Here is a 25,857-nt window from a genome sequence, read left to right as displayed (position 1 = left end):
GGTTATGCAAGAGAAATTTTTTGATAAAAAAACACTCGATTTTCTGCTCTACGATGTACATGAAAGTGAAAAACTAGCTGACTTGCCATATTTTTCGGACCATAGCAAAGAAACTTTCGATATGGTTTTAGATACTGCTAATGAGATAGCAGAAAAGCTAATGTTTCCGTATTTAAAAGAAATTGATAAAAACCAGCCGGAGTTAGTGGATGGTGTAGTTACAGTACATCCAATTTTGAAAAAGTACCTGAAGGAGGTTGGCGAGGCTGGGATTATTGGAGCTGACTTTTCTTATGAAGATGGCGGTGCACAACTTCCGTTTACGATCAATAACATGGCGGGCTTTATATTGATGGCTGCTAACAATGGAATGATGTATACGGGCTTGACGAGTGGTGCTGCTAGGCTTATCGCTAGTTTTGGAAATGATGAATTAAAAAAGCAATATATAGCACCGATGCTAAATGGAAAATGGCAAGGAACTATGTGTTTAACTGAGCCTCAGGCTGGTTCTTCGCTTTCTGATATTACGAGTTCAGCCGAATTGACCGAGGCGGGCAATTATAAAATTAAGGGGCAGAAAATTTTCATTTCGTGTGGTGATCATGATGCATGTGAGAATGTGGTTCATTTGGTTATTGCTCGTATAAAAGGTGCCCCACTTGGTACCAAGGGTATTTCGCTTTTTGTGGTTCCGAAGTTTTTAGAAGACGGCACAAAAAATGATATTACCAATGTAGGTATTTATCATAAACTAGGCCAAAGGGGTGTTCCTGCTATGCATTTGGAGTTTGGCGATAACTGTTTGGGCTATTTGGTTGGTGTTCCAAATAAGGGCCTTAGCTATATGTTTCAAATGATGAATGAAGCTCGGATAGGTGTAGGAACCACGGGTGCTGCTATTTCTTCAGCGGCTTATCATGCTGCTTTACAATATGCCAAAGAAAGGCCACAAAGTAGAAGGCTTAACAAGAAAAATGAGTTGGATTCGCCACAGGTGCCCATCATAGAGCACGCAGATGTAAGGCGTATGTTGTTTGCTCAAAAAGCAGCTTTAGAAGGTGGTTTGTCATTATTGATATTGACCTCAAAATATTATGATTTAGCTCATCATGCTGAAAATGAGGTCGACAAAAAGAAGTATCATTTGCTTTTGGAACTTTTAACGCCCATTACTAAAACTTATCCGTGTGAGTCTGGGCTGAGAGTTACAAGCGATGCACTTCAATGTTTTGGGGGCTATGGTTTCACCGAAGATTTTAGAGCAGAGCAGTATTATAGAGATATTAGAATTACGCCAATATATGAAGGTACTACGGGTATTCAGGCTCAGGATCTTTTAGGAAGAAAAATTATTATGAACCAAGGCGAAGCCATGGCTTTGCTTTCAGGTGAAATTATTGATACCATTACAAAAGCTCAAAGTTCATCAGCATTAGCTAAGTACGCTGGGATATTGGCTGGAGAATTGAAAAAAATGAATAAAACCACAAATCACCTACTAGAAATAGCAGAAACAGGTGATGTAGAAAAGTTTTTGTCTGACGCTACACTTTACTTGGAGCTTTTTGGCTTGGTAATTATTGCTTGGCAGTGGTTAGAAATAGGTTTAGTAGCAGAAGCACACGTTGCTAGCGATGCAAACTTTGGAAACTCAGAACTTCAAACCTTAAAATATTTTTATCATTACGAACTCATTAAAACGGATGTACTTCACAAAAGATTATTAGATGAAGAAGTAATCACTTTAGCTACGGAAGAAGAGATATTTTAAGCATAAAAAAACCCACCGAAAGTGGGTTTTTTTGTTTTATCATCTTGTCGAATAATTCGGTGCTTCTTTGGTAATCTGCACATCGTGTGGGTGTGACTCTCTGATTCCCGAAGATGTTATTTTTACAAATTTTGCTTTCTGTAGGTCTTCTATGCTTGCAGCACCACAGTAACCCATTCCGGCTTTTATTCCCCCAGTCATTTGGTATAGTATTTCTATGGCTTGGCCTTTATAAGGTACTCTACCTACTATGCCTTCTGGTACCAGTTTTTTGACATCGTCAGTGGCATCTTGGAAATATCTGTCTTTAGAGCCGTCTTCCATGGCTTCCACAGATCCCATTCCTCTATACGACTTAAACTTTCTTCCTTCGAAAATCACGATTTCGCCTGGAGCCTCTTCGGTTCCTGCTAAAAGTGAGCCCATCATTACGGTGCTTGCTCCGCCAGCTATAGCTTTAACTATATCTCCAGAGAAACGAATTCCGCCATCTGCTATAACCGGTATGCCAGTTCCTTCTAGTGCTTTTGCACAAAGATAGACTGCTGATAACTGTGGCATTCCGATACCCGCGATAATTCGGGTTGTGCAAATACTTCCAGGGCCAACACCAACTTTAACAGCATCGGCTCCTGCTTCTGCTAGTGCTAGAGCGGCTTCGCCAGTAGCTATATTGCCACAGATAACTTCTAGCGTAGGAAATTTTGATTTGATGTTTCTAAGTGCGTCTATTACGCCTTTTGAGTGTCCGTGGGCTGTGTCAATGCTAACTACGTCAACTCCTGCTTTCACAAGGGCTTCTACGCGTTTTTCTATATCGGCAGTTACGCCAAGTGCTGCACCTACTATCAGTCTACCTAAGCTGTCTTTGGCTGCAAATGGTTTATTTTTTTCTTTAGAATGTCTTTGTATGTTATTAAGCCAGCTAGTTTGTGGTCGGCATTAATAATTGGAAGTTTTTCTATTTTGTATTCTTTCAGAATCTCTTCTGCTTCTTCTAGGCTAATGCCCACTTTGGCAGTTATGAGTTTGTCTATCGTCATTATTTCGGTGATAGGCTTGGTCATGTTTGTTTGAAACCTTAGGTCTCTATTGGTCACAATCCCTTTCAATGTGTTTTCTTCATTGATAACCGGAATTCCGCCCACTTTAAACTCCTGCATGATTCTGAGTGCGTCGCCCACCACTGCATTTTCATTTAGTGTAATTGGGTCTATAATCATTCCGCTTTCAGAGCGTTTTACCCTTCTTACTTGGTCTGCTTGCTCTTCTATGCTCATGTTTTTGTGGATTATTCCTATTCCACCTTCTTGAGCAAGGGCGATAGCCATTTCAAATTCTGTCACGGTATCCATAGCTGCAGACACCAATGGAATGTTGAGACTTAAGTTTTTTGTAAGTTTGGTTTTTGTGCTCGTATTTTTTGGAAGAACCTCAGAATAAGCAGGTACTAGTAGTACGTCGTCGTAGGTAAGTGCTTCGAAAAGAAGCTTAGATGAGTCTAACATATGGCAAATAATTCAGTTTTATTATTTGCCAAGCAAAGCTACAACAAATAATTGAATTTTTATTTTACTCATTTTAAATTTCTTTCTTTTTGATAAAAAAAAAAGAAATTGGCAGGAAGAATCCAAGTGTAAAATGGTTTTGTTATAATTGAAGATTGAGGACGCTTTAAAACTACTTTTTGTGTTTTTAGGGAAAAAGTATTGAGTAGTTTTAGCTAGTTTCTTTTTTATTTAAAGAACAGAAATGAAGTTATTGAGAATCAGAAATTTGAAAATTATCGTCATTTTCTAAAAAAGGATATCTTTTTCTGAACGCATCTAATGGCTCTTTTTCTAAAGAAATAGAAAATTGGTCATCTTGTGAAGCAGCATCAGTCAGAATTTCGCCTGTAAAACTGATGACCATGGAGTCGCCTAAATAGGTTAGGTTATTTCCATCTGATCCAATACGATTTACACCAACAACATAACATTGATTTTCTATGGCTCGTGCTTTGAGTAAGGTTTTCCATGCATCTGCTCTTGTAGCTGGCCACGAGGCAATATAGATTAATACATCATAATAAGGACGTGAGTTTCTGCTCCAAACTGGAAATCTAAGGTCGTAACAGATTAATGGTTTTATTCGCCAGTTTTTTATGTTTAAGATTGTGGGTGTATTGCCAGCTGTAAAAGATTTGGTTTCTTCTCCTAAACTAAAAAGGTGTTTTTTATCATACTGACTTTCGGTCAAGTCGGCGTTTACACAAATAGCCCTGTTATATTTCTTGCCTTCTTCTGTAATTGCCAAACTGCCCATAACTGATGCATTGTGTCTTTTGCTTATTTGTTTGAGCCACTTGTGTGTAGTAAAGTTTAATGGCTCCGAATAAGACATAGAAAAGCCCGAATTAAACATCTCGGGTAAAATGATTAAGTCGGGCTGGCTGTCTATCTGCGATATTTTTTCTTCGAAATTTGCCAAATTAGCTTCTGCACTTTCCCAATATAGGTCCGTTTGTATAAAGCTAATTTTTAGTGGTTCTATCATGCAAATTTCATTCTATAGTCTGCGTCTACTATTCCTTTTTGAATATTAGTAAGTCTCTTTTTTAACATTTGTTTTTTTAGCGGAGCCAAATAATCTGTGAATAGAACACCCTCAATGTGGTCATATTCGTGCTGTATGATTCTAGCGGCCATACCTGTGTAGGTTTCTGTATGTTCCACCATGTCCACATCAAAGTATTTGATTTTAACGGTGTCTTTTCTGTAAACATCCGCTCTGATACCAGGGATACTCAAGCAACCTTCTTCGTAAGGCCACTTTTCGCCAGTTTCTTCTATTATTTTAGCGTTGATAAACGTTTTTTTGAAGTCAACTAAACTTGGATCTATCTCATCATCTGATTCTGCTCCATTATTAATTGGCTGGCCATCCACCACAAAAATTCTATATTGAATGCCAATTTGAGGGCCGGCTAAACCTACACCTGAAGCGGCATACATGGTTTCAAACATGTCTTCCGAAAGTTTTTTTACATCAAAACCTTCAGGAAAATCGATACATACTTTTCTAAGTACAGGGGCTCCGTATGCTACAATCGGATAAATCATCGTTATTTTTTTAATTAAAAAGAGGTTAGATGTTTCATCATCTAACCTTTATGTTTTCTCAACAAAATTTAAGTAAACTAAGTTTTTGCTCTGTTAAAATTAAATAGGCAAGCCTGCTTTATTTACTCCAGATTGATTTTTGAAAATGTTCAAATCTGCAGCTACCATTTCTTCAACCAACGCTTTAAGGTCATATTTAGGAACCCAGCCAAGTTTAGTTTTCGACTTTGTAGGGTCACCTATTAGAAGCTCAACTTCGGTTGGTCTATAGTATTGCGGGTCTACCATTAGTACTTTTTTGCCTATTGGAAGTTGATATTCAGGAATTGAGCATGAAGCTACAAACGCCTCTTCGTTTTCTTCTTCGCCTTTAAACTCTAGCGTTATGCCTACTTCTGCAAATGCAAGTTTCACGAAATCTCTTACTGTAGTGGTGATTCCTGTAGCGATTACGTAATCTTCGGCCACATCTTGCTGAAGTATTAGCCACATGGCTTCTACGTAATCTTTGGCATGTCCCCAGTCTCTTTTGGCACTTAGGTTACCCAAGTAAAGGCAATCTTCTTGACCAAGAGCTATTTGTGAAACCGCTCTAGTGATTTTTCTAGTAACAAATGTCTCTCCTCTAAGGGGTGATTCGTGGTTGAAAAGTATACCATTACATGCGTACATGTCGTATGCTTCTCTGTAGTTTACCGTGATCCAGTATCCGTAAAGTTTGGCAACTGCATATGGTGATCTTGGATAAAATGGAGTAGTTTCTGACTGAGGAACTTCTTGAACTAAGCCGTAAAGTTCAGATGTAGAAGCTTGATAAATTCTAGTTTTTTTGGTTAAACCTAAAAGTCTAACTGCTTCTAAAATTCTGAGTGTTCCTATTCCGTCTACGTTTGCTGTGTATTCGGGTTCGTCAAAACTCACTTTTACGTGAGACATGGCCCCTAAATTATATATTTCGTCAGGTTGAACTTCCTGAATAATTCTGATAATATTGGTAGAGTCACTCAAGTCTCCATAGTGAAGTATAAATTTCACATTTTTTTCGTGGAGATCTTTGTAAAGGTGATCGATACGGTCTGTGTTGAAAAGCGAAGCTCTTCTTTTGATTCCGTGAACTTCATATCCTTTTTGAAGTAAAAGTTCTGCTAAATAGGCTCCGTCTTGTCCCGTAACTCCAGTTATGAGTGCTTTTTTCATTTATTCTCTATTGCTTTTTTGATGTTAATTTTATCTGCTACTATTCTACAAGCTCCAAATTTTGGCTTTAAACTACTGTAATATTTATCGGCATCGGGTCTGCTCAAAAAATCTCCAATTTTGACACGATAGGTGGGTTGGCTATATGACTCGTAAATTTCTAATTCAGGAAAATAACGCATGATATACCCTTTGGCGTTTTCAAACTCTTCTCGGCTGTTTCCGCTAAAAAGCTGTATTCGGTAGCCGCTGCCTTCTGTTTTATCTTTATTGGCAATTGAAACATTAGCAAGGATTTTGTCGATTGCTTCGGTGTCGCTTTTAACTTTTACGTCTTTTTTAGATACTGGCTCAACAGCCTCAGTGGGTTTTGTAGGGGCTGTTTTTTCGATTGCTTCTATGGGGTACTTAGGCCTAAACATAGAAAGGTCTTCAGAGTACTCGGTTATTCTTTCTGTGTTTTTAGATGATTTCGATAGCGATATGCCCTTTGAGCATCCTACTAAAGCTAAGCATACAAATAGTACTGTGAGTGGCCTGATCATCAAAATATTGATTGTTTAGAATGACAAAATTAACAATAATGTCTATTATAAAAAATTAGTAGCTATTGAAAAAAATAAAAGACATTCGGGATACCCAAATGCCTTTCTAAGACGAAAATACTTTAACCTATGATAAATCACCTCTTTCGAGGGTGATGCTTTAATACACTTTATTTGAATGCAAGTTTAATGAAATATTTCGAAATTACAAATTGCTTACGTCAATTACTTGGTTATTTGGCTGTTATTTCCTACAAAACGGTCGAAAAACTCATAAATTCTTAAAATTCTATCCATTCGTTGTCTTACATTTCCCGCTCTTGATAATTCATGAGTAGCACCCGGCATTCTGACATACTCTACTTCTTTGTTTAGATACTTTAAGCTTTTAAACATCATTTCTGATTGTATAACCCCTGTTCGGAGGTCATTTTCGCCATGTTTTATCAGTAAAGGGGTTTTTATTTTATCTACATGAGTGAAAGGCGAATTTTCTCTTATTTTGGTTGAAGCTTCAGGTTCCCAAGGTAATCCAAAGTAATTTGGCGTGAGTCTCCAGGCGTTGCCTTCGCCCATAAACGTACTTAGGTCATATACGCCTCTTTGGGCAAAAGCCGCCTTAAATCTGTGGTCTTGGCTCACAATCCAAGCCGTAAGGTAACCTGCATATGAGCCTCCTGTTATTACGAGTTTTGAGGTGTCCGCCCATGCCTCTTTGGCTGCGATGTCACAAGCACCCAGTGCGTCTTCTTGTGGGCCATAGCCCCAGTCTTGATAGTTAGAAAACTGAAATTCTTTACCATAGCCACCTGAGCCACGCTGATTGGGATAAACTACGCCGAATCCTTGTGCACAAAAATATTGTAACTCGTGCCACATCGATGCCTCGCCTGGTCCCCACATGGCAGTTGGGCCACCGTGCATTTGTAGTAACAAGGGATATTTTTTGCCATTTTCTAAAACGGTAGGTTTCATTATCCACAGGTCTACCTCTTGCCCTATTTTGTTTTTATACGTTCTTTTTTCTGGATAACTCAGTAATTTGTCTTTTAGCCATCCTGTGTTTAGGTCAGATATTTTCTGCGAATTTTTAATCGCTAAGTCTGAAATGTAAATTTCATTTGGGTTTGACACATCATTTTTACTGTATATGATTTTATCCAATCCTAAAATCTCAAAATTTGAAATTCCAGATACATAGTCGCTTAGTTTTTCAACTTTGTCTTTAACCAAATCATATTTAAAGAGCGGTACTCCTCCGTTAGAATTTGCGGTTAAGAGTATGCTTTTGCTGTCTTTTGCCCATTCTAAATTATTGGGTACTCTGTCGAAATTAACGGTTTTTAAGTTGGAGCCATTGGCATTTACTAACACAAGTTGCCCAAATGAGAGCAGATTTGGCGTGGTCATTACCATGGCTATTTGGGTGCCATTTGGCGACAGTCTTACCCTGCCAAAGCTTTTGCCTTCTTGTGCAAGTATTACTTTTTGTGTTCCACTTTTTAGGTTGATGTTTACTACCGCGGTCTCTTGTTCGCGGTCGGGGTGTTGGTCTGCGTCTTTGTCTGTGAGTGCGTATAACTCTGTTCCGTTGGTGTTATAAACTGCTCCGTTGAATGATTTAAATCCGGTGGTTATTGCTTTCGGTTTGGCGTTTTCTTTTATTTCGATTTCAAAGATATGGCTAAACTTCATGTCGGGCTCTACGGTTGCTTCGCCCTGAAAGTTTAGGCGGTTTATTACTTTGGCTTTTTTGTCAATTACATCTTTAGCCAAAAAGGCTCTTATTTCTTCTATACTACCGTCTGGATTGGCTTTTATTTTTTTATCTTCTTTTAGAAAATCATTTGTCTTGAAACCCGGCTTTTCGAATGACCATGCGGGGGTGCTTTGGCTTGGATTTAAGATACTGTCTGTCAATAGTTCTGAAAAACCAATGCTTGAGCTAAACAGTATGCGTTTGCCGTCTGGGCTAAATTGGGGCGACGAGGCTCCGTATTTGTGAGAGGTAAGTTGCCATGCTTCGCCTCCTGCAACTGGCATAATGAATATTTGTGATTTGTCATCTGCTTTTCTGACAAAGGCCACCATGCTGCCGTCTGGCGAAATTACGGCTTGCGAGGCACTTTCTGAGCCTCGGGTAAGTGCAAGTGCCTGTGTAGGTGACTGCATATTAAGCAAATAGGTGTGCGTCAGGTAGTCGTATTCGAAGGTTTTGCCGGGTGTGGGTTCTATGGTTTTGAGGGTATAAACCACTTTTTGACCGTCGGCTGAGGCACTAAAGGACTCTACGGTTTTTATTTTGGTGAGGTCAGTTACCGTAATTTTCGATTGCTGGGCAAAGGAAATATTACATAGTAAGAGTAGAAATAGAATTTTTCTCATGTCTAGTTTGTTTTTGAAATAGTTTAAAGCGAATACTAATTTAAGTGATTAAAATGAATATAAAAATAGAGGTAGTTTCTGATGTGGCGTGTCCGTGGTGTTATGTAGGAAGCAGAAGGCTAGATAAGGCTTTGGCGATGGTGCCCGAAATAGGGGTTGACATTACATGGCAGCCTTTTCAGCTTGACCCTACTGTGCCTGCCGAAGGCAGAGAATTGAAGCCGTATTATGAGGCAAAGTTTGGCTCTGAAGAGAAGGCGTTGGAGGTTTTTGAACATATGCAACGCGTTGGAGAAGATGAAAATATAGAATTCGACTTTTTGAAAATGGATAAGACGATGAACAGCTTGCCGCTTCATATGCTTATGCACGAGGCTGACAAAGACGGAAAAAAGGCTGAACTGAAACATAGGTTTTTTAAGGCGTATTTTGAGGACGCTACCGACTTAACAAAGCGTGAAAATATTATAGAAATTATGGCCGAGTTTGGCTGGTCGGCAGAGAAGGTGAATGAGGTTTTGGACAATCAGATTCTTATGACGGAGGTTCAAGACAAAATCAGATATTATCAGTCGAGGGGAGTGAGCGGTGTTCCGTTTTTTATATTTAATGAAAAATATGGCGTTAGTGGTGCTCAGCCGCCGCATATATTGGCCGATACTCTTAGACAGATTCAGCGGGAAATGCTAGCTGAAACTCCAATAGCTGCTGGAGATAGCTGCAATGTGGAGTCGGGGGAGTGTTAATTATATGTATGACACATATTGTAATTAGGAGAGGCTTAGGAAATGTCATGTTTTCTAGGCCTTTTTTGGCTTAGGGACTGAGCGGTTTGTTTGAGCTCTTTTGAGACCTGGCATTGCCGGGCTCAAAAAGCGAGTAGCGAAGGCCCGACCCCTTGTGGGTAAGCCCCGAATGAATTAGTAAAAAAGTGTTATCCGATAGCCCGTGGGTCCATTTTGATGCCGCACTTTCGCATGTTATAAACTTCGATGCTGGGGAACCCAAACTCCTCTATCACTTTGCCTTCCATGTAGTAGACGCCCTTGCCTCTGAAGGGGTAGCGGTCTATCACTTGTGGGAAGTGCGTGGTGTCGAAAAACTCGCCGTCGTGGTCTATGAAATAGCCAAAGGCCATATTTTTGTGGTTTTTGGTACGGATAGACTTGTAGGTGACCATGTATCCATATATTTTGACGTTTCGGCCCATAAGCCCGAGGAGTTGCTTGGCGGTGAGCTTTGATACGGGAGTTTCGGAGATCATGGTAAAGGCTGACTCAAGAGGAAAACCGAGTAGCTCGATTTCGTCGTAGCGGTCTTCGAGGTCGTGGCTGACGAGCACGGGTAGTTCAAACCTCTGTTCTTCCCACTCAAATAGTTCCTGACTTTGTGCCACAGACTTGGGGGCTTTGTGGTGAAAAAAATGAGCTTCCCAAAGGAGTTCTTTTTTGCTTAAACCCAATGAGCGAAATGCTCCCACTCGGATGAGTAAAGTCAGCTGCTCGAGGCCAAGGTACACCCGATGGATGAAGTCTTGGAAGCTGAGGAATGGGCCTTGGACGTCTTTGTTTTGCAGTATGGCTTCGATGGTGCGGCTTTCGAGGCCTTGCACGTGAATCCAGCCTAGCCAGATAGTGACGCCTTCGATGCGTGTGAGGTAGGTGCTGTCGTTTATGTCGGGTGCGTTTACTTCAGCTCCGTAGCGTTTGGCCTCGTGTACGTACATTTCGGTGTTATAAAACCCTCCGAAGTTGTTGATAACTGCTACCATAAACTCACGCGGATAATGTGCTTTGAGGTAGAGACTTTGGTAGCTTTCTACCGCAAAACTGGCCGAGTGGGCCTTGCTAAATGAATATCCTGAAAAACTTTCTATTTGTCGCCATACTTCTTTGGCTATTTCGTCTGGATAACCGCGTTCTTTGCAGTTGGCGTACCATTTTTCTACTATGCGTTCAAACTCTTTTTTGGACCTAAACTTGCCGCTCATGGCTCTCCTAAGCACGTCTGACTCTGCCAGTGTAAGCCCTGCAAAATGGTGAGCAACTTTGATAACGTCTTCTTGATAGACCATTACGCCGTAGGTTTCCTGCAGGAGTTCTTCCATTTTTGGGTGTATGTAGGTGGTGGCTGCTGGGTTATGGTGGCGTTTGATGTACTCTTGCATCATGCCGCTGCTAGACACCCCTGGCCTGATGATGGAACTGGCGGCCACCAAGGTGAGGTAGTTGTCGCACCGGAGTTTCCATATCAGCTGCCGCATGGCGGGCGATTCTACATAAAACGCTCCCATGGTTTCGTGGTCGATGAGTTGCTGCCTGATGGCGGGGTCTTTTTTGAAATCTTGGATAGCATGTATGTCTATGTTTACTTTATGGTTTTCTCTTACGATGTCTACACAGGTTTTGATGTGTCCGAGCCCTCGCTGCGACAGCACGTCAAACTTGGCGAAGCCGATTTCTTCGGCCACGTACATATCAAACTGGCAGATAGGGAAGCCCTTGGGCATGGGCTGCAATGCCGAATATGCGGCCATAGGCTCTTCGCTAATGAGTATACCGCCTGCATGAATGGAGAGGTGCTCGGGGAAGTCGACCATCATGGGGGCGTACTTAAAGATGTATTGCGTATGCTCGTTTCGGTGGTTGGCCGTTGGGTTGTTTATGAGCTCGTCTATTTCGGGTTTGGGCAAACCAAAAACCTTGCCTAGCTCTCGGTAAATGGAGCGGCCTTTGAAAGTATTGTACGTAGCCATGAGGCTTACGTGCTCACGGCCATAGCGTTTAAATACATAGTCGATGATCTCGTCGCGTTCGTCCCAGCTGAAGTCGATGTCGAAGTCTGGTGGCGAGGTGCGGTGGGGGTTAATGAACCGCTCAAAATACAGGTCGAGCTCTATGGGGTCTACGTCTGTGATGCCGATGCAGTAGGCCACCATGCTGTTTGCTCCCGAGCCTCTTCCGACATGGTAGTATCCCCGTGATTTGGCATGACGGATGATGTCGTGGGTAATCAAAAAATAGGATCCGAAATTGAGTTCATAAATGATTTTTAGCTCTCGCTCTGCACGCTTGGTGGCCTCTTTGTTGTTTCGCCCGTAGCGATATTGGAGGCCGTCGTAGGTGAGTTTTCGGAGTAGGTCGAGGTCGTCTTCTTGTGTGGTGGTAAATATTTTTTTGTTTTTTGGACTGGGAAAGTCAAAGACAAAACTGCACTGCTCAAGTAGTCGCTCGGTGTTTTTGATAAGGTCGGGGTATGCAGCAAATAGCTGCCGTAGTTCTGTCGGTGGCACGAAGCTTTCGTATGCTGAGGCATGACCCGAGACAGAGAGGCGACTCAATAAGACGTTGTGATCGATGGCTCGCAGCAGGCGGTGCAGGTTGTAATTTGGGCGGTCCAGAAACGTGACGGGCTGCCAGAGTACGAGTTTGGCGACATCCAACTTTTGTCTGTAACGAAAGAGGCGGTTGAATTCCCAGTGGCGGACACCCACGTATTCGTGAGAGCTGAGCTGGGTGTATGATTCGAGGATTTCAAGTGGGTAAATGACATATACGTTTTTGAATTTTGGTGCTTGACTAGGAAATGGGTTTTGTGCTAACAAATGGGCAGTGAGGTGCTGGTTTATTTCGGCATAGCCGGCGTGGTTTTGTGCCAAGCAGATATATCGGAGCTCGTCGCCGTTGCGAAATTCTACTCCCACCACGGGCGAAATATCTGCCGCAAGGCATTCTTTTACGAAGTCGAATACGCCCGAAATAAGGTTGATGTCTGTCAATGCCAGTCTCTTCACGCCGAGTTTTTTGGCATGTGCTACGAGTGCCTCCGGCGAGATGGTGCCGTAACGCATGGAGTAGAATGAGTGACAGTTGAGATACATTTTTTATTGCTTGCACATTGTTCGTTACAAAATTGGTTAAAATATTGGCAATTGATTGCTTGTTTTTTTAGCAGTTTGGGTTTGTTTCCCCACCGACTAAAGTTTGGTTTGTTTCCCACCAACTAAAGTTGGGGGTAATTGATTTATTGGATTTTTCTTCTTTTTTCTCCAACTGAAGTTGGAGGTGGGGAGGGGGCTGGTTTGAATTTAGAATCTAATCTTATATTTTTATGGAAATTAAATTCATCGATTATGCCGTATATAAAAGTCTACATCCACTTTGTTTGGACTACAAAAAACCGTGTGCCGTATTTGAATACCAAAGAAATTAGGGCCAAAGTCTGGCGTCATATCTGGGAAAATGCTCAGAAAAAAGGGATATTTGTTGATTTTGTAAATGGATATTCGGAGCACTGTCATTGTTTGGTTTCTCTCGGAGCAAAACAAACAATAAGTAAGGTCATGCAACTGATTAAGGGTGAATCGGCATTTTGGATTAATAAAGAACAGCTTGTCGATGGATATTTTGAATGGCAAGACGAATATTACGCGATAGGTGTAAGTGAATCAAGAATAGAAACAGTACGTAATTATATAAAAAGGCAGGAGGCTCACCACGGAAAGAAGACTTGGGAAATGGAGCGTGACGAATTGATTCTTAAACACGGATTTGAGAAGTATAGTGATTGAGGGTTTGTTTCTCGCCAACTAAAGTTGGTTTGTCTCCCCTCCAACTAAAGTTGGGGGTAATAGATTTTCTTTCTTTTCTTTTTCTCCAACTGAAGTTGGAGTTTCTTTTTTATTAGCGAGGTTGGAGTTTTTGTTTTCTCTCTTAACCGTAGTTTCACTTTTAATTTTTTAACGAAAATAGATAAAGACTTTTTAGATTATAAGCCTTAATTTGGGGCAATTCTTCTATAAAATGATAAAAATTAGTACGCCTCCCGATTTTAGTTTCTCCGAGTGCCTGTGGTTTCTCGATAGGGGTTTTGATGAAATAATGCACGAAGTGACCGCAGATAGCGTCAGGAAACTATTTGAGTTTTCTGGGCAAAAGGTTTTGATTGAAGTCAGTCAGGACGATCAAGAGCTAAACGTGGAGGTGCTTGCGGGGGAACTGAAAGATGAAAAATTGGTCATTTCTAAAGTGAAAGAATGGTTTGATTTAGATCGAGAAATACAGCCTTTTTATGAGCTTTTGGCAAAAGACAACGACCTCCATGTTTTAGCAAAAAACTACACGGGCCTACGCCTAATGGCTATCCCTGACTTGTTTGAAGTTATGTGCTGGAGTATTATTGGGCAGCAGATAAACCTCACTTTTGCTTACAAAATTAAGCGGGCTCTAGTAGAGCAGTTTGGCGAAAGCCTTACCTATAAGGATAAACTATATTATCTGTTCCCCAAACCCGAAGTGCTTTGTGAGGTAAACGAAGATCTACTTAGAGAAATGAAGTTTTCGAGACAAAAGATTGATTACACAATAAACCTAGCAAAGTCTTTTGCTGAAGGAAAACTGAGCCTTGAGCTAATAAAGCAAAAAGAAACACACAGCGAAATGCTAAAGTTTTTGACCAGTTTTAGAGGAATAGGGGAGTGGACGGCACAATATACACTAATGAAATGCCTGAAAAGTCCTGAGGCAGTTCCGTATGGCGATGCAGGTATAAACCAAGCTCTTTTTGGGCTAAAAAACATTCCGAAAAAAGGAGGGCGTGCCGAACAAGAAGCTCTTTATGCCCGCTTTAAAGGCTGGGAGGGCTATTTGACGTTGTATTTGTGGAGGTGGTTGAGTGGGAATTAATATTCTACCATTACTCCTATACAAAAAGTTAATTTTGGATTGTATTTAATATGTTTCCAATTTCCACTCCAATTTGAGTCAGCTGAATTTCCAACTTTGTCGTTAATGGTTTTAAAGCACGGACTTATTCGTTCTATCGATTTTACTTTAAATTTCTTAGAATCTTTCAATGTGTATTTACCAAATTGTTTATCTCCGATTAGTATAAATTTATTTTGGTTATTAGTGTATCCAATACATTCTAAACTAACCCAAATGCCGTCTTTTGGTAATATTATACCAATATTTGAAATATCAAATTCAATTTTCTTTTTGTTGACTTCAACGTTTTGGATTGTATTTTCAATTAATATATCCTCGTTTGGTAAATTGTTTAAATTTGAAAAAATTCTCAATCTAATTCTAAAAGTTTTTACATGTTCGTTTTCCTTTGGGATTAAGTCACAAAAAACCTTTTTTATTAAAGCTTCATCGTCAATGCTATTTTGAATAAAGGTAGCAACCTTAAAACTTGAATTTGGTGTAAATCCACTCGAAAGTATTTTTAACGGGTCTCTGTGATAGAATCCGAGAGTTTTTGTTTTGTGTTTTTTCCTTTTAATGGATACTGTCAATTCGTTTAATTCAACAGCTTTGATGTTTAGAAAAATTGTATCCAATTTATTTAATGTATTTTTATTGATAATTTTTCTTTCATAGCCAAGTGCAGTTATTTCAATCGAATCTTCGAAATTATCTAAGCAAAACCTGCCATTTTCATCAGCAAAAAAACCATAATACACTTCTCTTTGATAAATTGTTGCATATGGAATTGCAGAATTATTGGTTTTGTCAAAAATTATAAAACATTTACTTTGTGCTCTAGCAAATGAAATTGATATAAAGAACAAAATTATTTTGATTTTCATAAAAATATTAGGTGAGGTATTTAGATATCTACCCTTGGTACATTAATCATTGGCATTAATAAGTTTCAAATACCATTTCTGACTTAACTGCTATTCCAAAGACATAATACATATGCGTACCAAACCTCTGACAGGTATTCACATATGCTACATATTGAGAACCGAGCCACTCAGTCTCCCGAGCCAATCATTTTGGCATCTGCCTCTTAAACGGATCCGATTATTAAAGTAATAATTAAAAGACTTGAAACAATCTTTTTTGTATTCTTTCGTAAAAAAAGTTTAAACATTTTTTCAATAATTTAAAAGTTTGTGCTTCCATAAAGGAGGAATAGCGATATCCTATCAGTAAAGACTGATGTGCCTTAGTATATTTGATAAATTTATTCTTTTAAAGAAGTAACGCTCTAGTAAATAGGTTGTTATCTATTTTGGGGCAAGTTATAAAGGGGGGGTAAATCCAAATATTTCTCAAAATATTTTTTTATTTTTCTAAAGAGTGTTTGAAGTATGATAAATTTTCAAAAAATCCTCCGAAAAGTAATATTAATTCTTCCTTCTGCTTCTTTAACCTTAGGAATCTGGTGCAGCCAATGGTGCTGAGTACTGCCTTGCATAAGTAGCAAACTCCCTGGTTCTAGTATTATGTTTTGTGTTGATTTTGGGGTGGCCTTGTGTTTAAACTGGAGTTTGCGACTGCCACCCAATGATATGGATGCAATCACAGGGTTTTCTCCGAGTTCGGGCTCATTGTCGGTGTGCCAGCCCATGCTGTCATTTCCGTGGCGGTAATAGTTTAGCAATGCCGAATTAAAACGTACCCCAGCTTGGCTTTCTACTTTTTTCTTAATTAACAATAAACTTTCTGTAAACTCTTCGGGTATGTTTTTTAGTCCTGAATAGGTATAGGTTTTGCCATTTTCGGCATACCAAGCTGTTAACCTCGGAAAGGCAACTTCTTTACCGAAGATTTTCATGCCTTCCTGTTTCCAGTTTATTTCTTCTTTTAGTTTTTCAAAAAAATCATTTGAAATAAAATTTGGGAAGTATAACACTTCGCCGTCAAACGGTAAAAGATTTTGGTCTGGAAACAGGAAGCTCATGGTTTATTTTTTTGCCCAATAGTCAAGTACCATCACTTTGTCTAGGTGTGGTCCTAATAATGCACCGAACGCTTTGTGGTCAGGATGAGGTAAGTAAATCGCTCTGTCTTCTTCGCTTCTGAATGTTAAAAAGAAAACATGGGTAAAGCCTTGGTCAAGACCTTCTGGGCTGTTGTTGGTGCCCCACTCGTAACCTTTTATTTGCTTAATTTTGGTTGGCAATGCTCTAAATGCATCTTCTACCGACTTGATGTCAGCAGGGGTGCTGCTGTCTTTAAATTTAAACATCACCACGTGGCGAAGTTCCTTTTTTTGAGCAGAAGTTTCTAAGGTGCTAATGGCCATAATAGAAAATGTAAATAAGATTAGGCTGAATATTTTCATTGTTTTATATTTTTTGTCAAATATAGTTTTCTCTTCTAACATTAAAAATTTAAAACATAACTTTACATTTGGTTAACATGTTTGGCAGACTTATTTAAAAATATTAGTATGTTTTTCAGAAAACCCCGAATTTAGGAAAGGAAGAGAAATTTTAATAAATGAAGAAACTATACGCCATTGAGTGGCTTAGAGGCTTGGCGGCTTTGAGTGTTTGTGTGATGCATTTTTTTAATGCAACGGACTATTTTACAGCTTCTGATCCCATTTTTACCTCGGTTTTGAGTAAAATAACAATACTCGGTAGGCTGGGCGTTCCCGTATTTTTCGTGATTTCGGGGTTCATTATCCCTTTTAGTATGTATAATGGCGGGTATGTTTTCCCTCAAAAACTCAAGAACTTTTTGGCCAGACGTTTTACCCGTATTGAGCCGCCATATATTTTGTCTATTGTATTTTGCTTAGCTACTTGGTATGTTATTCGGGTTCATGTAGAGGGCGGAACATTCACTATCGACTGGAAAAATATATTGATGCACCTCGGATACTTAAATGCCATAGATGGTAAAGGTTGGATTTTAGGTGTTTATTGGACTCTTGGAGTCGAATTTCAATATTATTTGGTAATTAGCCTTTTGTTTCCACTTTTGTTTATCAAGTCTTTTAATATCCGACTGGCCACTATTCTGATATTGCTTGCGGTATCATTTGGTTTGTCTAAGCTCACTCATCCGGGTATCATTTTCAGGCATATTCCGTTGTTTATGGCTGGGATTATTACGTTTAAACTCAAAGAGGGCCTTATGCCCATAGCTTGGTTTTGGGGTATAATCCTCCTGGTGCTCGGGTTAATATTTGTAGACATGGGTGTTTCTTATGTAGTTTCTACCATTTTTGTGGTAACGGTAATCTACTTTGATTTTGATATTAAGTTTAAGCCCATGTACTTTTTGGGTACTATTTCATATTCACTTTATCTGATGCATTGGACTTTCGGCGTTGATATTTCGATGCGACTTTTCAGATATTTAATGCCAGATTTGCCCGAAATGGGTAAAATATTGGTTGTAATTGCCTGCATTTTCGTTTCAGTATTTTTATCATATCTCTATTATTTATTGATAGAAAAGCCTGCTATACGTTGGGGTAAAAATCTAAAAGCGAAAGCATAAGTCAAACGAAACCCGAATATTAAGTTTTTAGTTTTTTCTTCCATTTAATAAAATTGATTTTGGTTTCGCTACAAAGCTCGTTAACTTAGATTAACTATCAATGCCTTGTATATGAGTATTTTATCTGCTTCACTTTACCATACTAACCCTTCTGGTGGGTTTTACACGTTTGCTGGTTTTCCTGACTGTAAAATTTACAAAGCTGAAACCGGCAGTAAGTGGAATCAACATTTGCTTTTTGGAGATTATATCACGGTTTTAGACCTTGAAATAAAAAATAATCGTGTAAAAGTTAAATCTAGGAACAAGGTAGGTTGGGTTAAAATTGACAGCATTCAGCCCGAACGAGTATTGGAGGTGAATTTTATCGATATCGGGCAGGGAGACGGGTGCCATATTGTTACGCCTGACGATCAGCACATATTGGTAGATGCCGGCAAAGGCGATAACATGAACCGGTATTTGGTGTGGAGGTTTTATTTGTATAAAAAAACCAAACCTATCGACATAGACTTTAAGGCTATCATTAGCCATTCAGATGCTGACCACTACGGCGGTTTCTCCACAATATTCAAAAATCCGGCATTGCGTTTCACAAAAGTTTATCACAATGGAATAGTAGAAAGACCAGGAAAAGGTCACCTTTTTGGAAATGTTACAAATGGCTACATTACCACTTTGATAGAAGATACTACTGGGATTTTAGACTTAGTAAATGATCCTGCCAATTTAAAAGGAACAGGTTCAAATTATTTAAAAACACTATCGCAGGCTACCAAAAATAATCCGCAGGTCGAATTTCGGATGCTCTCCATTGAAGACCACTACGTGCCTACTTTTGATGCTAATAATCAAATAAATAATAAGCCTTTTTTTATGAAGCTATTGGGGCCTATCACCGAAACTGTGGGAGGCAAAAAGGCTCTAAAGTCCATTAACGATACGGGAAAAGATAAAAATGGACATTCGGTTATTTTTAGGTTAGAATACGGAAACCTTAAAGTATTATTAGGTGGTGACCTCAATGAAGAGTACGGTAAAATAATGATGGATTTTTATAAAGCCGCAAACGCCACAAAAGAATTAGAAGTTGATGTGGCCAAGGCCTGCCACCACGGTTCCACACATTTTGACTATGACTTCCTGAAAAGTCTAAATCCTTTGGCTACTGTGATTTCTAGTGGCGACGACGAGCCTTTTTGTCATCCAAGGCCTGACACTTTAGGTGCCATTGGTAAGTGTAGTTATGGCGATAAACCGCTGATTTATAGTACAGAACTAGCTCGATCTAATAAAGACCTTTCTCGCAATAATATGAAGGCCATCGAGAAGTATTTCACTGAGAATGCTTTATTGTTGGCTCAAATAAAAGCTATCAAATCTGACTCATCTCAAGCTGAAGAGCTTAAAAAACTTAAAGATAAACTTACTAATAACGAAAAAGAGATAAATTCGTTTCTGACCCGATACGGCATGATAAACCTTCGTTCTGATGGGAACAAAATGATTATTGCTCAAAAACTGGAGCGAGACGCCGCGTACGGAAAGTGGGACATCCAGAAAATGCAATTTGATAGCCAAACTGGTAGGTTTGAAAAGCTCTAAAGCATTAGAGGTATTTCATGTAGGTTGCCAAATCTTTGTCGCCTCTGCCTGACAGTCCTATTACGATGGTTTCGTTTGGTTTTGCTCCGATATATTTGATTGCAGCCAAAGCATGACTAGACTCTATAGCAGGAATAATTCCCTCAAGCTTAGTTAATTCAAACCCCGCCTCAATAGATTCGTCATCGGTGATACCAAAAAACGTGGCTCTTTTGGTTTCCCACAGATGTGCATGTAGCGGTCCGATGCCCGGATAGTCTAAACCCGCAGATATAGAATGAGGTTCCACTACTTGTCCGTCAAAAGTTTGCATCAGTAAGCTTTTGCTGCCATGTAAAATTCCGGGTTTGCCTAGGAAAGTCGTGGCTGCTGATTTTCCGGTTTTAACGCCGTGTCCTGCTGCTTCTGCTGCTATTATTTTTACAGAAGGTTCATCTAAAAAGTGAAAGAATGTGCCCGCAGCGTTTGATCCGCCTCCTACACAAGCAACCACGTAGTCGGGGTTTTCTGAGCAAGTTTGTTCAAAGAGTTGTTTTCTGATTTCCTCCGAAATTACAGATTGAAAACGAGCCACCATGTCGGGGTATGGATGCGGTCCTACCACTGAGCCAATGATATAATGTGTATCTACCGGATTATTTATCCAATGTCTCATTGCTTCATTTGTAGCATCTTTTAGGGTTTTTGAGCCGCTTTTTGCAGGTCTTACTTCTGCACCCAGCATTTTCATACGAGCTACATTGGGAGCCTGACGTTCTATGTCTATTTCGCCCATGTAAACTATGCACGACAAGCCCATCAAGGCACACATAGTGGCTGTGGCTACACCGTGCTGTCCAGCACCAGTTTCTGCTACTATTTTGTTTTTGCCTAGTCTTTTTGCAAGTAAAATTTGACCTAAGGTGTTATTTACTTTATGAGCCCCCGTGTGGCAAAGATCTTCTCTTTTTAGATATATCTGGGTGTTGTATTTTTTTGATAACCTTTCCGCAAAAAACAAAGGTGTAGGTCTGCCCACGTAGTCTTTCAATAGTCTTTCAAATTCTTCAATGAAGTCGGGACTTTGCATTATTTTAAGGTAGTTTTCACGAAGTTCCTCTACATTTGGGTATAGCATTTCCGGAATAAACGCACCTCCGAAGTTCCCGTAATAACCTCTCTCATCTACTGCAAATGACGAATCCACTTTTAAATCTTTCATTTTGACTTTATGCTTTATCTAAAAATTATATTTTTTATTTCAGGCTTTTATTTTCTCAAACAAAGTCTGTAGTTTTTCAATGTTTTTGTCGCCAGGCGAATTTTCAAACTTACTGTTTACGTCTATTCCGGTTATGTTTAGGCCATCTAGTAGTTGTAGGTCAGTGAGGTTTTCTAACGAAATGCCTCCCGCAAGCGTAAAAGGCACATGTTGGTTGTATTTTTTTAAAATATTCCAATCAAACGTTTTTCCATGTCCGCCATATCCATCACCTTTTGTGTCAAACAGAAACCTGTCTACCGTGTTTTCGTAGGATTTACATGTTTCAAAATCAAAGTTTTGATCCACCGAAAACGCCTTCCAAACTTCAAGTTTTAACACTTTTAGTCTTTTACAAATATCTGGGCTCTCGTTACCATGTAACTGTACGGTACTTAATCCAAATGTTCTGACCGTTTTTACTATATTTTCTAGGCTTTCATTCACAAAAACGCCTACTTTTTTTATTTCTTTTGGAAGCGAAAGTATAGTTTCTAAACTTGCTGTTTCAGTAACATTTCTTGGAGATTTTTCAAAAAAAATAAAACCCATATAGTCGGGCTTCAATGCCGCCACCTCCAATATGTTTTGGGTGTTACGCATGCCACAGACTTTTATTTCTAAGGTTTTATCCATGATAGGGTTAGCTTTTTATTTTTGAAACAAAATCTGCCAAAGCCGCGGCTGGATTAATCGTTTTCATGAAATTTTCTCCCATCAAAAAACCTTGGTAGCCTATTTTTCTTAGTTCTATTACGGTTTCGGGTTTGCTTATACAGCTCTCCGAAATCTTAACTTTATCTTTTGGTATAAATTCGATGAGTTCTATTGAGGCATTGACATTGTTTTCTGCAAAGTTTTTTAGATTTCTGTTATTTACACCTACAATGTCCACAAAATCCATTGGGCTTTTGTCTATTTCAGCTTTGTCATGTACTTCCAGTAGAACCTCTAAGCCTAGTTCATGAGCTTTTTTACTTAAATCCATAATTTGCTTCGACTCTAGGTTTGCTGCAATTAGCAATATCACATCTGCTCCCCATGCTTTGGCTTCTAAAAGCTGGTAAGGGTCTATAATAAAGTCTTTTCTGAGGAGTGGCGTTTTTGGATTTTTATCTCTTCCTATTTCTAAATCTTCTTTAAATCCACCAAAAAACACAGTGTCGGTCAAAATACTGATACCTGCTGCACCTGCTTCACTATACCCGATGGTAGTTTCGGATATTCCTGCACCAATGTTTATGTCTCCTTTTGAGGGAGATTTACGTTTGTATTCGGCTATTATTCCTGTGCCTTCTGGATTTTTTAGAGCTCTGGCCAAAGAATTTGAAACACGGTCAAAGTATTTACTTTTTGTCAAAGAAGCTTCGCTGATACTTTGCTTTGCTCTTTCCACCTCAATACTTTTATTTGCTATGATTTTATCTAAAATAGTCAATGGTCTTTCTTTTTTGTGCAAATATATAGGAATTTGAAACCTTATTTCGCTATTGTTAATATTAACTCTTTTTACGTACTCTGCTCAGTGTTTCGGGTGTTAAACCTAAAAATGAAGCAATATGTTTTTTGGGTGCTCGCTCATAAATTTCCGGAAACATGTTTTGAAATACCTCGTTTCTTTTTTGTGCACTCATCATTCTCAAAAATCGCACTCTATCGTCGTACATCACTAAATACATCTCTGTAAGTACCCTTCCTATCAAGTTTGCTTCTGGATAAAGGCTATACAGTTCGTGTAAACTCCTGTGAGAGATTGAAACCATTTCGCAGTCTTCTAGTAATTCTACTGACTCAAGCGATGGCCCTTGTGTAATAAAACTGTGAGGTATATAAATAAATCCATACTCTCCTACAAACCAAGCTGTAACTTCGTTTTTGGAGTTGCCTTCGTCGTTATAATAGAATGACCTAACCATACCTTTATCTATAAAATAGAGGGTGTCATTCACTTCGCCACTTCTAATAATAATATCGCCAGCCTTACCCGAAAACTTCTTCAATCTTTTTAACAATTGATTTTCAAGATCCTTTGAAATCGGGTATATTGTTTTTATCGACTCTACGAAAGCGGTATACATATTAGGATTATGTTATTTATTTTGCAAATATAATGCAACCATTACATAATCTTTGTGCATCTATTATTCGAAACCGAAATTTATGACTAAAATATTACCAATTTTTAAAACCGAGTACGAACTAGCACGAGCTTTAGCCAATAAAGATCGTAAGGCGTATCAGACGTTTTATGATGGGTATTCTGGTAAGTTGTTAGCCATTTGTCTTCGATACATCTCTGATAAGATGACCGCCGAAGACGTAATGGTGGAGTCAATCATGAAAATTTTTGAGAAAATAGGACAGTTTAATTTTACTGGGAGTTTCGAAGGTTGGGTAAAAAGAATTGTAGTTAATGAAGCTTTGATGTTTTTGAGAAGTAAAAAAATGATTGAAGTAGATATTGATGAAATGGTTCAGCTGCCAACTGACGTAAGTCCGCTTGAAGATTTTGAAGCAGAGGAGTTGATGAAGATCATAAATGAGTTGCCGGTGGGTTACAAAACAGTATTTAACTTATACGCTATAGAGGGATATAGTCATGCAGAAATAGGGAATATGTTAAATATTTCGGAAGGTACCTCAAAGTCTCAATTGAGTAGGGCCAGGGCTATTTTACAGGAAAAGTTAAAGAAAAATGAACAAAGAGATATTGAAAATAAATATAATGAGAAAAGAAAATAAACATCAGGTTGACGAGTATTTTCTGTCAAAATTGGGTGACTTTGAGGTTCAACCTTCAAGCGAAGCTCGTCAAAAGTTTTTAAGTAAATTAGAAGAAAAAGAGCATAAGCCCGCTGGGATATTTGTCTTTAAATACTTTAGCATGGCTGCTTCTATGTTGCTATTCTTAGGTTTAGGATGGTGGTATTTTAGTGATACTTCAGACGTTAAACCTACAGAGTTAGCGTCTGTAAATATCCCTACTCAAAAATCAGCAGCTAACCAAGTTCCTGAAGTTGTAAATGTGGATAATGAAAAATATTTAAAAAGTAGTTCATTGGCTGAGACTTCAGCTTTAGTGAAGGAAACCATAGAGGCATCAAATGTAAAAATATTAGCTCCCACTTCTTCAAAAGATAAAAACACATTTGGGGCTAATTTGGCTATTAATGAAAATAATAACGCCTTAGCAGAACTAAAAAGGTATTCACATATTAATGTTGATGATTCAATAGAATTTATAGAAAACAAATCTAATTCTGGCAATTCTGATTTTACTGAACAAAGCTATGAAGAAGTTCAGATTGCCTACGAGCCAAGAAGTATAGACGATACTTATATTCTTATCTCGCCCATTCCTGCCGAAACTCCAACATTTACGGAGCTATCGAGACCACCCGGTGAGTTTGACCACTACGCTGCCCCGGACAGAATAGTGTTTGAGCAAGATGTCTCTTTAGTAGCCAAAGTGCTAAAGGAAGTAAAGCAACTAAAGAAAGGCGAAAAAGTAGATTTTAGTAAACTTGGGTTTAAGCCTATTGAAGAGTTAGCTCTTAGTGAAGATGGGTTCCTAGTTTCAGAATCGAGACAAATCAAACAAAAGTTAAATTGGATTAAAACGAAAATTATTAATAACTAAATGAAAAAGTTAATTATACTAATTGGATTATTGAGCTACCACGTAGCCGAAGCCAAATATGAAAGCGATACGACCATTATTGAGTTTAACGATAAGACTTCAAATACGAAAGTCAAGGTTATAGAAAATTCTAATAAAACGATAGAGTTGCCTAAGATATTGAACCTCAATAATATACTTAAAGCAGTAGGGGTAGACTCTTCTGAAAGAGAAAAGGCGATTGTGTTAGTTACCAAAGGTGCTAACGGCTCAAAGTCTGATACTGTACTTGTGGTTTCACAGGAGGGGTCAAGAATTAAAATAGTGACTAGAGAAAGGGCTGTGGCAGTTCAAGATACTACCATCAGAGAGACTCAAATTGAAAAAGAAGAGCGAATAGAATCATTTGAAGAAGAAGACGAAGATGGAAACTACGAAAACTATCAAAATCCTAAACCTAAAAAGGAAAAGAAGTTTTTTCCTAGAAGCGACTTCGCCATTTATTTTGGAATAAACAACTTTGTGAATGGTACTCCAGCACAACCCAATATGCAATATAACCTAAGAGACTTCAGGTCGAGATACGTTGCATTGTCATTTAGAAAAAATGCAACTTTGGTTAAAGGGGATAAAGTAGACTTAGCGTTTAGTTACGGACCCGAGATAGCCTGGTATAACTTCATGCTTGAGAATAGTAACTTGGCTGTTTATGATGGAAAACAAGTGTCATTTGTAGATAATACTAAGCCAACCCAAAAATCAAAACTTGTGATGCCTTATATTAACTTGCCTTTAATGCTTAATTTAGGGTTTAAAGAAGATAAATTCAAACTAGGTTTTGGCGGATATGTGGGATATCGTGTAGGGGGCTATTCAAAGGAAAAGTATGTGTCTGGAGGTAAAAATAAAGTAAAAGGAGATTTTGGATTCAATGATGTTATCTATGGCTTAACTACAGAGTTTGGTAAAAGAAATGGGCTTACGTTTTTTATGAGATATGATTTAAATAAATTGTTTAAAGACAATCAGGTTTATGCCAAAGACCTACAAGCATTCAGTGTGGGGTTGAGACTATAAATGTAAGGAAGGAAAATAATTTTAAACACGTTAAGGTTTTTGTATATACCTATTGTTAATAGT

General features: G+C 38.8%; 22 protein-coding genes and 1 pseudogene. 9 read left to right on the top strand and 14 right to left on the bottom strand.

The features are described from left to right. The first annotated feature begins 4 nt into the window (after positions 1–4). Positions 5–1,774 (top strand): acyl-CoA dehydrogenase, encoded by a 1,770-nt coding sequence (locus ACFOOI_RS12915; protein ID WP_379838392.1) that lies wholly within the window; start codon positions 5–7, stop codon positions 1,772–1,774. A 39-nt stretch (positions 1,775–1,813) separates the two neighbouring features. Here ACFOOI_RS12915 and guaB read toward each other — a convergent pair. The 6 genes and pseudogenes from guaB to ACFOOI_RS12885 form a co-directional block, all read right to left on the bottom strand. Further along, positions 1,814–3,282 (bottom strand): annotated as a pseudogene (guaB, locus tag ACFOOI_RS12910) (IMP dehydrogenase). A gap of 250 nt (positions 3,283–3,532) precedes the next feature. Then, the gene (locus tag ACFOOI_RS12905; protein WP_379838391.1) at positions 3,533–4,312 is read right to left on the bottom strand and encodes an amidohydrolase; all 780 of its coding nucleotides are present in this window, start codon (positions 4,310–4,312) and stop codon (positions 3,533–3,535) included. After that, the gene (gene def / locus ACFOOI_RS12900) at positions 4,309–4,878 is read right to left on the bottom strand and encodes a peptide deformylase (protein ID WP_379838390.1); all 570 of its coding nucleotides are present in this window, start codon (positions 4,876–4,878) and stop codon (positions 4,309–4,311) included. Before def ends, ACFOOI_RS12905 begins: the two co-directional genes overlap by 4 nt. A gap of 99 nt (positions 4,879–4,977) precedes the next feature. After that, positions 4,978–6,075, bottom strand: a complete 1,098-nt coding sequence (gene gmd, locus ACFOOI_RS12895; protein WP_379838389.1) for a GDP-mannose 4,6-dehydratase — start codon at positions 6,073–6,075, stop codon at positions 4,978–4,980. Beyond that, entirely contained in the window at positions 6,072–6,620 is a 549-nt protein-coding gene (locus ACFOOI_RS12890) for an SPOR domain-containing protein (protein WP_379838388.1), read from the bottom strand. Before ACFOOI_RS12890 ends, gmd begins: the two co-directional genes overlap by 4 nt. 225 nt (positions 6,621–6,845) lie before the next feature. Beyond that, positions 6,846–9,005: a S9 family peptidase gene (locus ACFOOI_RS12885; protein WP_379838387.1), complete on the bottom strand. Its 2,160-nt coding sequence runs from the start codon at positions 9,003–9,005 to the stop codon at positions 6,846–6,848. A gap of 53 nt (positions 9,006–9,058) precedes the next feature. On the opposite strand from ACFOOI_RS12885, the gene ACFOOI_RS12880 reads away from it, so the two are divergent. After that, on the top strand, positions 9,059–9,751 hold the full coding sequence (locus ACFOOI_RS12880) for a DsbA family oxidoreductase (RefSeq protein WP_379838386.1): 693 nt from the start codon (positions 9,059–9,061) through the stop codon (positions 9,749–9,751). A 188-nt stretch (positions 9,752–9,939) separates the two neighbouring features. Here the strand turns inward: ACFOOI_RS12880 and ACFOOI_RS12875 are convergent, their stop codons facing one another. Then, the gene (locus ACFOOI_RS12875) at positions 9,940–12,885 is read right to left on the bottom strand and encodes a DNA polymerase III subunit alpha (RefSeq protein ID WP_379838385.1); all 2,946 of its coding nucleotides are present in this window, start codon (positions 12,883–12,885) and stop codon (positions 9,940–9,942) included. 252 nt (positions 12,886–13,137) lie between these two features. On the opposite strand from ACFOOI_RS12875, the gene tnpA reads away from it, so the two are divergent. Then, on the top strand, positions 13,138–13,575 hold the full coding sequence (tnpA, locus tag ACFOOI_RS12870; protein ID WP_379838384.1) for an IS200/IS605 family transposase: 438 nt from the start codon (positions 13,138–13,140) through the stop codon (positions 13,573–13,575). Positions 13,576–13,807: 232 nt separating this feature from the next. Then, complete coding sequence (locus tag ACFOOI_RS12865; RefSeq protein ID WP_379838383.1) at positions 13,808–14,689, top strand: DNA-3-methyladenine glycosylase family protein; 882 nt, start codon at positions 13,808–13,810, stop codon at positions 14,687–14,689. Here the strand turns inward: ACFOOI_RS12865 and ACFOOI_RS12860 are convergent. From ACFOOI_RS12860 to ACFOOI_RS12850, 3 genes are all read right to left on the bottom strand, one after another. Beyond that, on the bottom strand, positions 14,686–15,597 hold the full coding sequence (locus tag ACFOOI_RS12860; protein ID WP_379838382.1) for a hypothetical protein: 912 nt from the start codon (positions 15,595–15,597) through the stop codon (positions 14,686–14,688). The two genes, ACFOOI_RS12865 and ACFOOI_RS12860, sit on opposite strands and share 4 nt — an antisense overlap. Positions 15,598–16,118: 521 nt before the next feature. After that, a complete protein-coding gene (locus tag ACFOOI_RS12855; RefSeq protein ID WP_379838381.1) occupies positions 16,119–16,700 on the bottom strand; it encodes an alpha-ketoglutarate-dependent dioxygenase AlkB family protein in 582 nt (193 codons plus the stop codon). Between the two features lie 3 nt (positions 16,701–16,703). Then, positions 16,704–17,045 (bottom strand): Dabb family protein, encoded by a 342-nt coding sequence (locus tag ACFOOI_RS12850; protein ID WP_379840221.1) that lies wholly within the window; start codon positions 17,043–17,045, stop codon positions 16,704–16,706. A gap of 197 nt (positions 17,046–17,242) precedes the next feature. Between ACFOOI_RS12850 and ACFOOI_RS12845 the strand changes: the two genes are divergently transcribed. Both ACFOOI_RS12845 and ACFOOI_RS12840 read left to right on the top strand, forming a co-directional pair. Continuing rightward, the gene (locus ACFOOI_RS12845; RefSeq protein ID WP_379838380.1) at positions 17,243–18,253 is read left to right on the top strand and encodes an acyltransferase family protein; all 1,011 of its coding nucleotides are present in this window, start codon (positions 17,243–17,245) and stop codon (positions 18,251–18,253) included. A 111-nt stretch (positions 18,254–18,364) separates the two neighbouring features. Then, complete coding sequence (locus tag ACFOOI_RS12840; protein WP_379838379.1) at positions 18,365–19,858, top strand: ComEC/Rec2 family competence protein; 1,494 nt, start codon at positions 18,365–18,367, stop codon at positions 19,856–19,858. Between the two features lie 4 nt (positions 19,859–19,862). Here the strand turns inward: ACFOOI_RS12840 and trpB are convergent, their stop codons facing one another. Genes trpB through ACFOOI_RS12820 form a run of 4 tightly spaced genes read right to left on the bottom strand, consistent with a single transcriptional unit; the run spans position 19,863 to position 23,176 of the window. Next, a complete protein-coding gene (trpB, locus tag ACFOOI_RS12835) occupies positions 19,863–21,059 on the bottom strand; it encodes a tryptophan synthase subunit beta (protein ID WP_379838378.1) in 1,197 nt (398 codons plus the stop codon). A gap of 39 nt (positions 21,060–21,098) precedes the next feature. Continuing rightward, the gene (locus ACFOOI_RS12830; protein WP_379838377.1) at positions 21,099–21,734 is read right to left on the bottom strand and encodes a phosphoribosylanthranilate isomerase; all 636 of its coding nucleotides are present in this window, start codon (positions 21,732–21,734) and stop codon (positions 21,099–21,101) included. A 7-nt stretch (positions 21,735–21,741) separates the two neighbouring features. After that, positions 21,742–22,557 (bottom strand): indole-3-glycerol phosphate synthase TrpC, encoded by an 816-nt coding sequence (locus tag ACFOOI_RS12825; protein WP_379838376.1) that lies wholly within the window; start codon positions 22,555–22,557, stop codon positions 21,742–21,744. 40 nt (positions 22,558–22,597) lie between these two features. Then, positions 22,598–23,176: a Crp/Fnr family transcriptional regulator gene (locus ACFOOI_RS12820; protein ID WP_379838375.1), complete on the bottom strand. Its 579-nt coding sequence runs from the start codon at positions 23,174–23,176 to the stop codon at positions 22,598–22,600. An 82-nt stretch (positions 23,177–23,258) separates the two neighbouring features. On the opposite strand from ACFOOI_RS12820, the gene ACFOOI_RS12815 reads away from it, so the two are divergent. From ACFOOI_RS12815 to ACFOOI_RS12805, 3 genes are read left to right on the top strand one after another with little or no spacing between them, the layout of a single operon-like run. Then, the gene (locus ACFOOI_RS12815; protein WP_379838374.1) at positions 23,259–23,840 is read left to right on the top strand and encodes an RNA polymerase sigma factor; all 582 of its coding nucleotides are present in this window, start codon (positions 23,259–23,261) and stop codon (positions 23,838–23,840) included. Then, positions 23,824–24,738 carry a hypothetical protein gene (locus tag ACFOOI_RS12810; protein WP_379838373.1) on the top strand — a complete coding sequence of 305 codons (915 nt, stop codon included), beginning with the start codon at positions 23,824–23,826 and terminating at the stop codon, positions 24,736–24,738. The genes ACFOOI_RS12815 and ACFOOI_RS12810 overlap by 17 nt, the downstream gene beginning before the upstream one ends. Then, complete coding sequence (locus ACFOOI_RS12805) at positions 24,739–25,794, top strand: hypothetical protein (RefSeq protein WP_379838372.1); 1,056 nt, start codon at positions 24,739–24,741, stop codon at positions 25,792–25,794. Positions 25,795–25,857: the final 63 nt, after the last annotated feature.

Source organism: Lacihabitans lacunae (genome assembly GCF_042649125.1).
In the GTDB taxonomy this organism is placed as follows: Bacteria; Bacteroidota; Bacteroidia; order Cytophagales; family Spirosomataceae; genus Leadbetterella; species Leadbetterella lacunae.
This window is presented reverse-complemented; position numbering and strand designations above follow the sequence as displayed.